Origin of the sequence: Haloterrigena salifodinae (assembly GCF_003977755.1) — an archaeon.
In the GTDB taxonomy this organism is placed as follows: domain Archaea; phylum Halobacteriota; class Halobacteria; order Halobacteriales; family Natrialbaceae; genus Haloterrigena; species Haloterrigena salifodinae.
In genome coordinates, this window is sequence record NZ_RQWN01000001.1 from 434,494 (window position 1) to 447,832 (window position 13,339).

At 65.6% G+C, this 13,339-nt stretch carries 12 protein-coding genes; 10 read left to right on the forward strand and 2 right to left on the reverse strand.

Annotated elements, in window-relative coordinates; all coding sequences use genetic code 11:
• Positions 1-52 precede the first annotated feature (52 nt).
• From EH209_RS02240 to EH209_RS02260, 5 genes are all read left to right on the forward strand, one after another.
• Positions 53-511 (forward strand): response regulator, encoded by a 459-nt coding sequence (locus EH209_RS02240; RefSeq protein ID WP_126661350.1) that lies wholly within the window; start codon positions 53-55, stop codon positions 509-511.
• A gap of 80 nt (positions 512-591) precedes the next feature.
• A complete protein-coding gene (locus EH209_RS02245) occupies positions 592-1,917 on the forward strand; it encodes a PQQ-dependent sugar dehydrogenase (RefSeq protein WP_126661351.1) in 1,326 nt (441 codons plus the stop codon).
• Positions 1,918-1,987: 70 nt separating this feature from the next.
• Positions 1,988-2,332 carry a glutaredoxin family protein gene (locus EH209_RS02250; protein WP_126661352.1) on the forward strand — a complete coding sequence of 115 codons (345 nt, stop codon included), beginning with the start codon at positions 1,988-1,990 and terminating at the stop codon, positions 2,330-2,332.
• A gap of 120 nt (positions 2,333-2,452) precedes the next feature.
• Positions 2,453-3,034 carry a DUF7110 family protein gene (locus EH209_RS02255; RefSeq protein WP_126661353.1) on the forward strand — a complete coding sequence of 194 codons (582 nt, stop codon included), beginning with the start codon at positions 2,453-2,455 and terminating at the stop codon, positions 3,032-3,034.
• Positions 3,035-3,198: 164 nt separating this feature from the next.
• Positions 3,199-3,504, forward strand: a complete 306-nt coding sequence (locus tag EH209_RS02260; RefSeq protein WP_126661354.1) for a zinc ribbon domain-containing protein — start codon at positions 3,199-3,201, stop codon at positions 3,502-3,504.
• Positions 3,505-3,526: 22 nt separating this feature from the next.
• On the opposite strand, the gene EH209_RS02265 is transcribed toward EH209_RS02260, so the two are convergent.
• On the reverse strand, positions 3,527-4,324 hold the full coding sequence (locus EH209_RS02265) for a hypothetical protein (RefSeq protein ID WP_126661355.1): 798 nt from the start codon (positions 4,322-4,324) through the stop codon (positions 3,527-3,529).
• A 131-nt stretch (positions 4,325-4,455) separates the two neighbouring features.
• On the opposite strand from EH209_RS02265, the gene EH209_RS02270 reads away from it, so the two are divergent.
• The 3 genes from EH209_RS02270 (at position 4,456) to EH209_RS02280 (ending at position 9,449) form a co-directional block, all read left to right on the forward strand.
• Positions 4,456-5,964 (forward strand): hypothetical protein, encoded by a 1,509-nt coding sequence (locus EH209_RS02270; protein WP_126661356.1) that lies wholly within the window; start codon positions 4,456-4,458, stop codon positions 5,962-5,964.
• Between the two features lie 68 nt (positions 5,965-6,032).
• Positions 6,033-7,370 (forward strand): hydroxymethylglutaryl-CoA synthase, encoded by a 1,338-nt coding sequence (hmgB, locus tag EH209_RS02275; RefSeq protein WP_126661357.1) that lies wholly within the window; start codon positions 6,033-6,035, stop codon positions 7,368-7,370.
• 924 nt (positions 7,371-8,294) lie between these two features.
• The gene (locus EH209_RS02280) at positions 8,295-9,449 is read left to right on the forward strand and encodes an AI-2E family transporter (RefSeq protein ID WP_249038735.1); all 1,155 of its coding nucleotides are present in this window, start codon (positions 8,295-8,297) and stop codon (positions 9,447-9,449) included.
• Positions 9,450-9,457: 8 nt separating this feature from the next.
• Here the strand turns inward: EH209_RS02280 and EH209_RS02285 are convergent, their stop codons facing one another.
• Complete coding sequence (locus EH209_RS02285; protein ID WP_126661358.1) at positions 9,458-10,240, reverse strand: DUF2270 domain-containing protein; 783 nt, start codon at positions 10,238-10,240, stop codon at positions 9,458-9,460.
• Positions 10,241-10,456: 216 nt separating this feature from the next.
• Between EH209_RS02285 and gcvPA the strand changes: the two genes are divergently transcribed.
• Both gcvPA and gcvPB read left to right on the forward strand, forming a co-directional pair.
• A complete protein-coding gene (gene gcvPA / locus EH209_RS02290; protein ID WP_126661359.1) occupies positions 10,457-11,794 on the forward strand; it encodes an aminomethyl-transferring glycine dehydrogenase subunit GcvPA in 1,338 nt (445 codons plus the stop codon).
• On the forward strand, positions 11,791-13,314 hold the full coding sequence (gcvPB, locus tag EH209_RS02295; protein WP_126661360.1) for an aminomethyl-transferring glycine dehydrogenase subunit GcvPB: 1,524 nt from the start codon (positions 11,791-11,793) through the stop codon (positions 13,312-13,314). Before gcvPA ends, gcvPB begins: the two co-directional genes overlap by 4 nt.
• The last annotated feature ends 25 nt before the right edge of the window (positions 13,315-13,339 follow it).

The following is a 13,339-nucleotide window of genomic DNA, read 5'->3' on the forward strand; positions in this document are numbered from 1 at the left end:
GATCGGCGGCTCAGGCAGTGCTTTCATGCGTAGTCATCTCGAAACGGGAGTGATGAGCGATGCATCTGGTCGCTCGAGGGGGACGATCGACGTGTTGTTGGTCGAGGATAATCCGGGAGACGTCCGCCTCATCGAGGAGGCGTTTCGCGACGCCGGCGCCGACAGCGAACTCCACGCCGTTACCAACGGCGAGGAGGCGCTCGACTTCGTCTATCGTCGCGACGACCACGCGAACGCACCGCGGCCGGACCTCGTCATTCTTGACTGGAACCTGCCTCGGACGAGCGGCGAACAGGTGTTGATGGAGCTGAAAGACGACCCGGAGCACAAGCGCATTCCCGTCACCGTCCTCACCGGCTCCCAGGACGAGAACGACGTCCTGCACTCGTACCGAAAGCACGCGAACGCCTGTCTCAAAAAAGCCGTCGAGCCCGACGAGTTTCTGGAGACCATTCGGGCCTACGCGGAGTTTTGGTTTACCACGGTGCGGCTGCCGAACGGCGACGAGTAACGCCGTCGGTAGTCGGTCGGCCGGCGTCCGCTCCCCATCCCAACCCGAGGTTTCTCACCGTTCCGTCCCGCAGTACCCGTATGGACGCTCCGACACGTCGACGCCTGCTGGCGGCGGCCGCCGTCGCGGTTCCCGCGCTCGCGGGCTGTCTCACGGAGTCGGGATCCGATGCGACGGAACTCGCGACGCCCGAGTCCGTCCCCGCCGACGACTGGTCGGAACCCGACTGGCGGCCGGCCGACGCCGTCCCGAGTGAGGACGACGTCGCGGCGACGACGGTCGTCTCCGACCTCGCGATCCCGTGGGATCTCACGTTCGCCGACGGCGACGCCTTCGTCACCGAACGCGACGGCGGCGTCCGCCGGTTCGATGCGGACGCACTGGCCGAGGACGCCGATCTGGGGGCCGACGACGGCGAGACGGTCCTCGAGAGCGCGTCCCTCCCCGATCGCGCGTCGCCCGGCGAGGGCGGGACCCTCGGTGTCGCGGCCCACCCCGACTATCCCGACACCCCCGACCTGTTCACCTACTACACAGCCGACGACGGGGCCGTCTCGAATCGGGTCGTCCGCTACGACCTCGAGGCCGACGCCCTCGAGACGGTCCTCGAGGGGATCCCGGGGTCGTCGATCCACAACGGCGGACGGATCGCGTTCGGTCCCGACGACCACCTCTGGGTGCTGACGGGCGACGCGAGGGAGCCCGCGCTAACGCAGGATCCTGGCTCCCGCGCCGGTGCCGTTCTGCGCGTGACGCCCGACGGGGAACCCCACCCCGAGAATCCCAACTGGGGTGACGACGGCGACCAGCGCACGTATTCGCTCGGCCACCGCAACCCGCAGGGACTCGACTTCACGCCGCAGGGAACGCCGATACTCGCCGAACACGGGCCGGGCGCACGGGACGAGGTCTCGGTCCTCCGGCCGGGCGGCAACTACGGCTGGGATATCGTCCGGGGCGGGCCTGACGACCCCGAGTACGGGAGCTACGACGAGTACGAGGCGGCGACGCCGCCGGTTGTCAACACCGGATCCGAAACGACGTGGGCGCCGTCCGGACTGGCATTTTACGACGACGGCGCGATCGAGCCGTGGACGAACACCGTCCTCGTCTGCGGGCTTGCCTCGAGCGCGCTGGCCGTCGTCGGGCTCACGCCCCGAAGCGATTCGGACGGTGAGAGGAGTTCGGACGAGTCCGACGCCGTCCAGTACGACGCCGACTGGCTCGACGACCGCTTTACGGCGACGGTCTACCGCCTGTTCGCCGACGAGTGGGGTCGCCTTCGACACGTCGAGCCCGGGCCGGATGGCTCGCTGTACCTGCTCACGTCGAACCGGGATGGTCGCGCGGACGGCCCGTTCCCCCGGGCGAACGACGATCGGATCGTCAGGCTGGACCCGCGGTAGGAGCGTCGTCTCGGGCTCCGTCGGTACCGCGGACGCAAGGCCTATCCCTTCTCGTTGCCATACGACTGATATGGAATTCCCACCGAACCAGGGTCTCGATCAGGACGAGGTCAACGAGCAAGTCGAGGACACCATCGCGAACAACGAGGTCGTCCTCTTCATGAAGGGGACCGAGCTGATGCCCCAGTGTGGCTACTCCCGGAAGGCCCTCGGCCTCATCGACAGCCACCGAGACGAGTTCGAGACCGTCGACGTCCTGGACTCCCTCGCCGAGTTCCGGGCCGCCCTCGAGGACTACAGCGGCTGGGAAACGATCCCGCAGACGTTCGTCGACGGCGAGTTCGTCGGCGGCTCGGACGTCCTCGAGGAACTCGAGGAACGCGGTGAGCTGGCCGAGACGCTCAACGCCGAATAATCACTCCGAATCGCGCCGATGAATTAATCCGAGCGCATCGGCCACGTATCCAATAGCAGGTCATATAAGTCACGCGCTCGTACTAGGAACTCAGCGACTGTCGCCGCAGATCATCCCACCATGTCAACAGAGGAATCCAGACACGTTTATCGGCTGCATTCGACGCTTGAACTACCCCTCGAAGACCTTCGGGAACACATCGAGGAGGCAGAGTACCCGGACGGTATCACCGACGTGGAGATAACGCGGCGCAACAACACGCTTATTCTCAAGGCCGTCGCCAAGGACGAATCGGTCAGCAAGTACACGCCGACCGCCCAGCTCAAGGCCAGCGTCACGGAGAACCGGGTCTACGAGGAGGATCCCGACGAGCGGCGCAACGCCTTCCGCTGGGACGAGGAAGAAGAAGAGGAGATCGAATCCGAACTCGTCGAGTTCGCGGCGTTCAAGGGCGACCGCGAGACCGTCCTCCAGAACTCGCTGTTGCAGTATCAGATGTTCCTGGTCCTCTGTGGCATCGCCGAAGCCGCCGAGAAGGGGACGCTGACGGCAATCTCGGAGCGCGACGGCGAACTCGAGGCGACCCGCATCGTCGAGGGCGAGCCCCGACCGGCCAACATCGAGGTCGTCGAAGGACCGCGAGACCACAACTCGGGCGATGGCGGCGTCAACTGGCGAGACAACAAGTTCATTTCGGACTGATCGGCGCCCGACCTCGCGTGCGTTTTCATCGATTCGATAGCAACTGCGTTCGCGTCCGTTCGGTCGGTCTTGATGTCCGGCGAATGGATGTAATCAGCCGGTTCGCGGGCTGACACGACCGGACGAGCGGTAGGTGTTTTGCCGCCGACGCAGTACCACTCGGTATGACCGACCTCAGCACGTTCGAACTCGTCGGCCGGCTGGCCGTCGCCGCGTTCGTCATGATCGCGCCCACGCTGCTCTTTCTCGGACTGGTGCGGGGCCTCGAGAAGCTTCGCGACGACGCCTTCATCGATCGGTGGCTGCACGAACAGGGCCACGAGGTCGAAGACGACGTGCTGACCGTGCTCGCGAGCGGAATCGGTATCGAGTCGGAGACCGCCTCGAGCCGCCGGTGTCCGGCCTGCGGGAACCCGAATGCCTCGTCGGCGCGGTACTGTCACCAGTGCCTCGCCAGGCTCCCCTCCTGAGGACCAACCGTCGCCGTAACGGTCACGTACTCCCGACAGTCGCCGAGTCGTCACCGTCCGGTGGGCGCTCGACCGGCGCCCGAGCGAGCGGCCGTTCGACGGACGCGGGGTCGGTCCGGTGGACGCACGCCTCGAGGTCGCGGTCGAACGTCGAGTCGGCGTCGACGGCGAGGGTGACGGTGTCGCCGTCGACCGTGGTGACGGTGAGCAGTGTCTCGCGACGGCCGTCGATACCCAGCCCGTCGAGTTCCGCGCGGTGGATAGCGGCGTAGCCGGCCAGTCCGAGTCCGGCGACCGTCACGAGCCCGTAGAGCGGCGGTGAGACGCCGGCCGCGAGGGGAACAACGGCGACGACGGCGACCAGCGCGAGGACGCCGGTCCCTACGGCGAACTGCTCGGTCGCGCGACCGATGCCCGGTCGCGTTCGCAGGGAGTGGACGGCCGCGACGAGAGCGACGGTCGCGGCGGCGAGCGCGGCCGTGGCAATCCCCTGAACCGCACTGATACCGGTCGCGGCGACGATCCCGACGACGAGAACAGTGAGGGCGACGAGCCCGCCCAGGAGACGCAGGGATCGGTTCGAACCCTCCTCGGATCGGTACTCGACGCGCGTTTGTTCCCGGCGCCGGATCGAGCAGATCCAGTCGTACCTGACGTCGACGAACTCGCCGCTCGCCGAGACGCAGAGGAGTCGACGGTCGGTCGCGCCGATCGTCGCTCGACCGCGAACGGCGTCCCCGAGGAGCCGTCCCGACGTGAGTGCCCGCACCGATTCGTCTTCGACCAGATGGCTCCGGAACCGCTCTTCGACACGTCGCATGCGCGGTGACGTACCCCGACGCGCCACATAGTAAGCCACAGCTTTCAGTCGGACGACCGCCGGCGGACCGTCGCCGCGGGAAGCGACCCGACGGCCAGTACACGTTTACGCTGTTGGGCGCATTCACGGCTATGGCATTTCGGCGAGACGAGCGCGCAGTCACCGTCCAGATCGGGGCCGTGTTGTTGCTCGCGATTGTCTTCGCCGCGCTGGCTCTCTACCAGCTCAACGCGGTCCCCGCGGAGAACGAACGGGTGGAATTCACCCACAACCAGGCAGTTCATGACGAGTTACAGGAGCTCCGGAACGCGATCCAGAATGTCGGCACCGAGGGCGGAACGCGGTCGACGGCCGTCACGCTCGGCACCCAGTATCCGTCTCGAACAGTCGCGGCGAACCCGCCCGCACCGACGGGCCGACTCGAGACGACGGGCACGGAAAACATCAGCATCGACGCCCGATTCGCCGGGGAGGAATCGGAATACGAGGGGAATCCGCACAACCTGACCGGGAACCACTCCACGACGACCCTCGCCTACACGCCCGGGTACAGGGAGTACGACTCGGCGCCGACGACGCGGATCGAACACGGCTTCGCGTTCAACGAGTTCGACGACGCGCAGGTCTCGCTGACCGACCAGCCGCTGCTCTCCGACGGGACGATCAGGCTCGTCGTGCTCGAGGGCGAACTCTCGCGGTCGGGTAGTGGCGCGGTGACGGTCGATCCGACCGCGCTCAGCGGACCCTCCGATCCGGTTCCGATCGAAGGCGAGGGCAACGAGAACGTCACGGTCACGGTGCCGACGGCCGCGCCAACTGCGTGGAACGACACGATCGGGACGACGTTCGACGACGGCCAGTCGGACGCTCGAGTGACAGACTACGACGCGACCGGCGAGGGGCGCGGCTCGCTCACCATCGAACTGGCCGCCGGCGAGTACGAACTGCAGGTCGCTCGAGTCGGGATCGGCGACGGCAGCGACTCGAGCGGAGAGTACGACGTGACCGCGAGTAACGATGGTGACGGCGAGCGCAGCGGCGGCGCTTACACCGTTCGCTGGACCGACAATCACGATAGCGCTCGAGCGTGTGCCGACGGTGAGAGCTGTGATTATCGCGTGTATTCGGGGGAGACCGCAACGTTCGCCGCCGACGCAGAGGCCGAATCGGCGACGCTCGATTTCGCGTATCAGACGTCCGGTCCGACCGTCTCCGAATTCAACGAGAGCGATCAGACGGTCGATTTCGAAGCAGAAGGGTCGGGGGACGTCGACCTCTTCGTCTCGAGCGGGGGGAGCAGCGATACGATCACCGTACGCGTCGAACACGACGAGATTCCCCCCTCGATCGAGGAGTTCGAAGCGAGTAGCGGGAACCACAATAATCACGCGCGGTTCGCCGTCAATTGGCAGGCGTCGGCCGGTGACGCGCCGATCACGCAGGGAACCCTCGAGTTACTCGACGACACGGGAGCCGTGGTCGACACGTGGGAGAAGGCGTATCCGAATCGAGACCGCGTCGTCGAAGACGGAATCGAACTTGAGGAAAAGAACGGGTCTGGAAACGAGTACGAAATCCGACTTACCGTTACAGACGGCAACGGAAACAGCCGTAACAAGTCGATCGCGCGAACCGGATAACACCACTCTCGACGGCTGTCGATCTTTCCATCGACAGTAACATATGGCGTCTCTACGAATGCGACGGTATGACTGCAGTCGGTATCGACGCCATCGAAATCTGGACCGGGAACCTCAAACTCGACTTACCCGGCACGTTCGCCCCCGAGAAGGGCGAAGACCCCGAGAAGTACACGAAAGGGCTCGGGCTGAACGCCAGTTCCTTCCCCGACAGTTACGAGGACATCGTCACGATGGGCGCCAACGCCGCCCACCGACTGATGGAGCGCAAAGGGCTCGAGCCCGACGATATCGGACGGATCGACGTCGCGACCGAGAGCGCCTTCGACAACTCTAAACCCGTTTCGACGTACGTCGCCGGCTGTCTCGAGCAGGTCTTCGAGGGCGACTTCCACCACGCCAACAAGGGAGAGCGGAAGTTCGCCTGCATCGCAGGCACCCAGAGTCTGGACGACGCCTACAATTGGATCCGCGCGGGCCGTAACCGCGGCCGCTCGGCGCTGGTCATCGCGACCGACACGGCGCTGTACGCCCGGGGCGACGCCGGCGAGGCGACCCAGGGCGCCGGCGCCGTCGCGATGCTGATCAGCGAGGATCCCAACCTGGTCGAACTCTCCGCCGAGCAGGGGTACGGCTCGGCCGACGAGACCGACTTCCTCAAGCCCAACCAGCAGTTCCCCTCCGTCGACGGCAAACGCTCCGTGCAGGTGTATCTCGCCCGGATGCGCGAGGCCCTGAAGGACTACGAGAGCGTCGCCGGCGACGTCCACGAAGCGGACTTCGCGTACGCGCCCTTCCACACGCCGTTCCCGGGGATGGTCCGGAAGGCGGCCCTGCTGGCCTACCGCCACGTCATCCGCGATACGACGCTCGAGGACGACCTGGCCGATGAGATCGGTCGCCAGCCCCGTCCCGAGGCGTTCGATACCGACGACGACTACCGCGACGCGCTGCGGGAGTACATGGACCTGCTCAAGGAGACCGAGGCCTACCAGGAGTGGTACGCGGAGACGATCGATCCGACGCTGTCGATCTCCCGCGAGGTCGGCAACTGGTACACCGGCTCCGTCCACGTCGCCCGCGCCAGCGCGCTCAAACACGCCCTCGAGAACGGTCGCGATATGATCGACGAGTCGCTGCTCGTCGCCTCCTACGGCAGCGGCGCCCAGGCGGAAATCCACTCCGAGGTCGTTCAGGAGGGCTGGGAAGACGAGATCGAGGCGCTGAACGTCGACGAACAACTCAAGGATCGGTACGACATGAGCTGGGACGACTACGAGGAGGTCCACGACGTCCACAACCACGACATGGACGTCGACGTCGAGGAGTTCACGGCCCCCAAGTCGGAGTTCGTCTTCGACGGCTGGGGCCGGATGGGCGAGCGAAAGTACCGGTACGTCGAGTAGCGATCGGAGCGGTTTTTTGGCGGCAAGCGAGACGCTTCGCGTCTCGCGGCTCTCGCAAACGCGTCGCGTTTGTAAGATAGATCTTTGCGAGCGAGCGCTTGCGCGAGCGAGGAAAACGGGACGTCAACATGGGCGAACAGAAGTACCGGGGACGTCGAATGCTGGCGGTAACGTCCACCAGCTAACGTTAGCTTTCCATCGAATTGTGTGGCGATACGGTTGCGTACACCCAGCTGTTATACGCCAGGAACCAACCGAACGAACCCAGCAGAAACCAGGTGCCAGTCGTTCCACTGAGGATCGTACTCGAAAGAACGACGACCGCCATAATCGCGATGAACTTCGCTACGTTTCGATTCCTCGTATACGTCGGACTCGAGTTACTCAACTTCGTTCCGTATCTGTAACAAGCTGCCACGATTGAACCCCCGAGGAAACCGATAACCACCCCTCCAACTACTGCTTGGTGATTTCCGAGAGAACCCTGGATCGTCTCCTTTCGAAGGAGTACAAAAAACGAGGAAAGAGAATACCCAGATGAAATTAGCCTTCGATTCACGCGCCGCTTCTGATTTAGCCATCATTCTATATTTCACCTAATTCAACCATTAATGGGTTCTGATAAAGTAGTTTTCTTCATCTTTGAATTGGTTCGTACGAACCCTATTTGAAGGCAGTTTCCGATCACACTTCGACGACCGAAGCTGATTTCGACGTGCGTTGCTGGCTACCTCGAGCTGGAGTTCTGAAGCGACTTCCTCCGCCCTAACGAGGGCGAGCGGAAATTCGCCCGTACCGCGAGGAATCAGAGTCCAGACGGCACTGGATTCGCACGGACCGCAACCGCAGTCGCTCGACCGAACCGTTTCTTCCACCGAGACGCAGGTCAGTGGACTAATCTGTCGGGACGTTCCAGTCGGACGTATGCCAGAGCGTCCAGAGCCGCCGGCGTGGGCCGTCGAGCAGCCAGTTCTCACCGTGCTCGCGCTGACCGCAGTCGTTCTCGGATTCCTCATCGTCCTGCCGTACCTGCAGTACGTCCTCTTCGGCGTCGTCCTCGCGTACATCCTCCTGCCGCTCCAGCGGCGACTCGAGCGGTACGTCCGGCCGATGATCGCCGCGTTCGTCTCCGTCATCACCGCCGTGATCGTCATCCTGCTGCCGCTGGTGTACATCCTCAGCGTCGCGCTCCGGCAGACGGGCCAGCTCGTGGACGCTGTCCGGAGCGGGAACGTCGATATTGGGATGATCGAGCAGGAAATCGCGGAGCGGGGGTACGAGGTCAACCTGACCGGGCTCTACGAAACGTATCAGGACGCGATCTCATCCGGCGCGCAGGGGGTCGCGACGGGCGCGCTCGACATCGTCGGCGGACTGCCGGGACTCATGATCGGGCTGACGATCACCCTGTTCGTCTGTTTCGCGCTGTTGCGGGACGGGGAACAGCTGATGGCGTGGCTGTACCGCGTCGTCCCGATCGACGACGAGATCCAGCGGGAACTGTTCGCGGAACTGGATCAGCTCATGCAGGCCTCGGTGATCAGCAACGTCCTCGTCGCGGCCATTCAGGCGGTGTTGCTCGGCGTAGGGCTCGCGGTTCTCGGCATCCCGGCCGTCGTCTTGCTCACCGTGCTCACGTTCGTGCTCACCCTCCTGCCGCTGGTCGGCGCCTTTGGCGTCTGGCTCCCCGTCGCGATCTACCTCGTCGCGGTCGGCCGGCCCGTCGCCGCCGGCGGACTGGTTGTCTACGGACTGCTCGTCACCTTCTCCGACACGTATCTCCGGCCGGCGCTCATCGGGCGCACGAGCGCCTTCAACTCGGCGATCATCGTGGTCGGCATCTTCGGCGGGCTCATCACCTTCGGCGCGGTCGGGCTGTTCATCGGCCCCGTCGTCCTCGGCGGCGCGAAGATCACGCTGGACGTCTTCGCTCGAGAGCGCGCCGAGCGCGACGGATCGGCACCGACGCCCGCAGACGACGCGGGCGACGAGCCTGCCGGCGACGCCGAACCGTCCGAAACCGGTGATGCCGGCCCGTCCGAGGCCGACGTCTCGTCGAACGAGCCCGACGACGAGTGATCGAGCAGTCAGTCGTTTTTCCAGTCGCCCGGCTCGACGCCATGTATCTCGCCTTTCGCTTGCCGTCCCCCTGGCCACAGAGCGATCGCGATTACGCACGCGAAGAAGACGGCGAGCAGTGCCGCCACGGCCGAACCGGGGATCCCCGGCAGTTCGGCGGCTTCCACCCACTGCTGTTCCGGGGTGAACAGCGTGATCTTGAACGCCCAGCCGACGCCGGCCACCGCGAAGAGGAGTCCGTACACGCGCCGTATCCGGCGGGAGAGCGCCTCTCGAGTCGAGACCTTGAAGGTGGGGTTCCGGAGGTCGTCGCTCAGCTCCTCGCGCCAGGCAGGGTGTTCGACCCCGGTCGGTTCTAACGCGTTCGCGAACACGTTCTCCTGGACGAAGCGGACGCGGGCGCGCCAGTGGTCGTAGAACTGGTAGCGACGCACCTCGAAGAACAGGAAGATCGACAGGACGAAGATCCCAATCAGGAGCAGGAACGCGGGCATGTTCCGACTCGAGAAGACAATCGACAGCACGGCGGCGAGCAGCGTGATCGCCCAGTCGGTCGTCCGGTCGATCCGATCCTGCGCGCTGTTGGCCTGGCTGACCTCGCCGCGGTAGAAGTGTGGCAGGACGTCGAGCAGGAACTCGGATTCGCTTGCGACCGCCGCGCCGATCTCCTGATCTTCGCGACCGAGCGGACTGTCTCGGCCGGTGCGTTCGTTCCTCTCGTCCGCATCATTGAGGGGGCGTTTTCGATCGCCGGGTTCGGTCGCCTCGGCGTCGTCGCGTTCGTCGACCATGCGACCCCCCGACACCGCCGGTCAGCTTAGTGGTCCGTGTAGCGACTGCAGGGGTCGTTACAGTCACGTCCATCGGCGGCTACCCGATAGCCACGCCGAAACGAGTGCGTTCATTACCCCCTACCCGCTAGAGGCGAGTATCGTGCCTCGGATCGAACGCCGCTGTCGACGCGGGGGGAGACGGATCGACTCGATCGATCGAGATCACGCTTAGCCATGCACGGAACACACACCACGGGGAGCCCGTACGCTCCCCACACGGAGGAGGACCGCTCGGCGATGCTCGAGGCGGTCGGCGCCGAATCGGTCGACGACCTCTTCGACATTCCTGACGCCGTCGAGTTCGACGGGGAGTTCGGAATCGACGTGCGATCGGAACGGGAGACGAGGCAACTCGTCCGAACGATACTGGGACGCAACGACGACCTGACGGAGCTGCTCGGGCGGGGCCACTACGGCTACTACGTCCCGTCGCTGGTCGACCACCTCGCGGACCGCTCGGAGTTTCTCACGTCCTACACCCAGTACCAGCCCGAGATCTCGCAGGGGTTCTTACAGGCCCTGTTCGAGTACCAGTCGCTGCTGGTCGAGCTGACCGGCCTCGAGGTGGCTAACTGCTCGATGTACGACGCCGCGACGGCGCTGGGCGAGGCCGCCACGCTGGCCGAACGCGTCCGCGACACCAGCGGCCACCGCGTGCTCGTCCCGGATCTCTTACTCGAGGGATGGCGCTCGACGCTCGAGAACTACGTCGCCGGCACGGACCTCGAGGTCGAAGAGTATCCCACCGACGACGCCAACGTCGACCTCGCGGCCCTCGAGGAACTGGTCGACGAGGAGTGCGTCATGGTCTACGCCGAGAATCCGACCGTTCGGGGAGCGATTGAGGAGGGCCTCGAGTCGGTCGGCGACCTGGCGAGCGATCACGACGCCCTGTTCGTCCTCGGCTCGGACCCGATCGCGCTCTCGCTGTTGCAGCGGCCGGCGGACGTCGGCGCAGACGTCGTCGTCGGCGACGCGAGCGTGCTCGGACTGCCGACGAGCTACGGGATGGGACTGGGGCTGTTCGCCACGACGGACGACTACCTCCGACAGGTTCCCGGTCGACTGGTCGGCGCCAGCGAAGACGCGACCGACCGGCGGGCCTACACGCTCACCTTGCAGACCCGCGAACAGCACATCCGTCGCGAACGGGCGACGAGCAATATCTGTACCAACCAGGCATGGGTCGCGCTGCGAACCGCGATGCACGCCGCGTACCTGGGGCCGAACGGCATGGTCGACCTCGCCGAGTGCGGCGTCACCCGCGCCGAGGATCTCGCCGAGCGCCTCGACGACATCGTCGGCGTCAAAGCGCCGGTCCACGACCGACACCACCTCCGTGAGTTCGTCGCCCGCGTCGACCAGCCCGCGCCGGCGATCGCGAGCGACCTCGAGAAGCGCGGCTTCGCGGTCCACGTCGTCGACGAGCACGAACTGCAGGTCTGCGTCGCCGGCGTCCCCGACGAGCGGATCGATCCGTTCGTTGCGGCGTTTCGGGAGGTGATTCGATGAGCGACCGAGACGAGAACGACGCCGACCCTCGAGCCGCACAGGTCCGCTACGATCAGGCCCGCTACGTCGAGAACGGCGAGTACGAACCCCTGCTCTCGGAGAAGGATCAGACTCGCGTCGAGATCGGCGGAGGCGACGGGGACGACGGTGACGGTTCCGGGGACGACGACTCTCCCCTGCCTGACGACCTGACCCGGGACTCTCTCGAGTTGCCCGAGCTCTCTGAGCCCGAACTAGCCCGCCACTACACGCGGCTCTCCCAGATGATCTACGGGATCGACAGCGGTCCCTACCCATTGGGCTCGTGTACGATGAAGTACAACCCCAAGTTCACCGAGGACGTGGCCGCGCTCCCGAAGGCGGCCGTCCACCCCGACCGGTCTGAGCGATCGACACAGGGATCCCTCGAGCTCATGTACCGACTGCAGGACTACCTGGGCCGGATCGGCGGGATGGACGCGGTGACGCTCCAGCCCCCCGCGGGCGCGGCCGGCGAGTTCGTCGGTATCCGCGTCGCCGCGGCCTACCACGAGCACAACGGCGAGGGCCACCGCGACGAGGTCATTATTCCGGAGAGCGCCCACGGAACCAACTTCGCGAGCGCGGCGCTTGGCGGTTACGACGTCGTCTCGCTGCCCAGCGACGACGGCGGCCGGGTCGACCTCGAGGCGCTCGAGGCGGCCCTCAGCGAGAACACCGCGGCCCTGATGCTGACCAACCCGAACACGCTCGGCCTCTTCGAACGCGATATCGAGGAGATCGCCGAGATGGTCCACGACGTGGGCGGCCTGCTCTACTACGATGGGGCGAATCTCAACGCCCTGCTCGGTCGAGCCCGGCCGGGCGACATGGGATTCGACGTGATGCACTACAACGTCCACAAGACGTTCGCGACGCCCCACGGCGGCGGCGGCCCGGGCGCGGGCCCGGTCGGCGTCGTCGACGAACTGGCGCCGTTCCTGCCGGCGCCTGGCGTGCGAGAGAACGGCGAGAGTGAGAGCGAACCGGGCTACGAGCTGTTCGACCCCGAACACACCATCGGCAAGGTCCACGGCTATCAGGGCAACTGGCTCGTCCTCGTCAAGGCCTTCGCCTACATCGCGCGACTAGGCGACGAGGGGCTCACCGACGCCAGCGCGACGGCAGTCCTGAACGCGAACTACCTCGCGAGCCGGATCGAGTACGAGGTTCCGTACGAGCCGTTCCACCACGAGTTCGTCGCCAGCGCGGGCGAGCAGGACGCCGCCGACGTCGCGAAGCGGATGCTCGACTACGGCGTCCACCCGCCGACGACTAAGTGGCCCGAGATCGTCCCCGAGGCGCTGATGACCGAACCGACGGAAGTCGAGGGCAAAGGAACACTCGACCGGCTCGCCGCGGCCTTCAACGCGGTTGCGGGAGAGGACGACGAGACGCTCGCGGACGCGCCGGAACGGACCACCGCGCGCCGGATCGACCAGACTAACGCGGCGCGGTCGCCGCGGCTCTCGTGGCAGGCCCTCGGGTCCGACGAGGAGTGACCGCCACGGTCGGTTTCGTGGACTG

Coding starts and splice junctions, on each gene's coding strand:
- EH209_RS02240 (WP_126661350.1), top strand. CDS start 53: ATGAGCGATGCATCTGGTCGCTCGAGGGGGACGATCGACGTGTTGTTG.
- EH209_RS02245 (WP_126661351.1), top strand. CDS start 592: ATGGACGCTCCGACACGTCGACGCCTGCTGGCGGCGGCCGCCGTCGCG.
- EH209_RS02250 (WP_126661352.1), top strand. CDS start 1,988: ATGGAATTCCCACCGAACCAGGGTCTCGATCAGGACGAGGTCAACGAG.
- EH209_RS02255 (WP_126661353.1), top strand. CDS start 2,453: ATGTCAACAGAGGAATCCAGACACGTTTATCGGCTGCATTCGACGCTT.
- EH209_RS02260 (WP_126661354.1), top strand. CDS start 3,199: ATGACCGACCTCAGCACGTTCGAACTCGTCGGCCGGCTGGCCGTCGCC.
- EH209_RS02265 (WP_126661355.1), bottom strand. CDS start 4,324: ATGCGACGTGTCGAAGAGCGGTTCCGGAGCCATCTGGTCGAAGACGAA.
- EH209_RS02270 (WP_126661356.1), top strand. CDS start 4,456: ATGGCATTTCGGCGAGACGAGCGCGCAGTCACCGTCCAGATCGGGGCC.
- hmgB (WP_126661357.1), top strand. CDS start 6,033: ATGACTGCAGTCGGTATCGACGCCATCGAAATCTGGACCGGGAACCTC.
- EH209_RS02280 (WP_249038735.1), top strand. CDS start 8,295: ATGCCAGAGCGTCCAGAGCCGCCGGCGTGGGCCGTCGAGCAGCCAGTT.
- EH209_RS02285 (WP_126661358.1), bottom strand. CDS start 10,240: ATGGTCGACGAACGCGACGACGCCGAGGCGACCGAACCCGGCGATCGA.
- gcvPA (WP_126661359.1), top strand. CDS start 10,457: ATGCACGGAACACACACCACGGGGAGCCCGTACGCTCCCCACACGGAG.
- gcvPB (WP_126661360.1), top strand. CDS start 11,791: ATGAGCGACCGAGACGAGAACGACGCCGACCCTCGAGCCGCACAGGTC.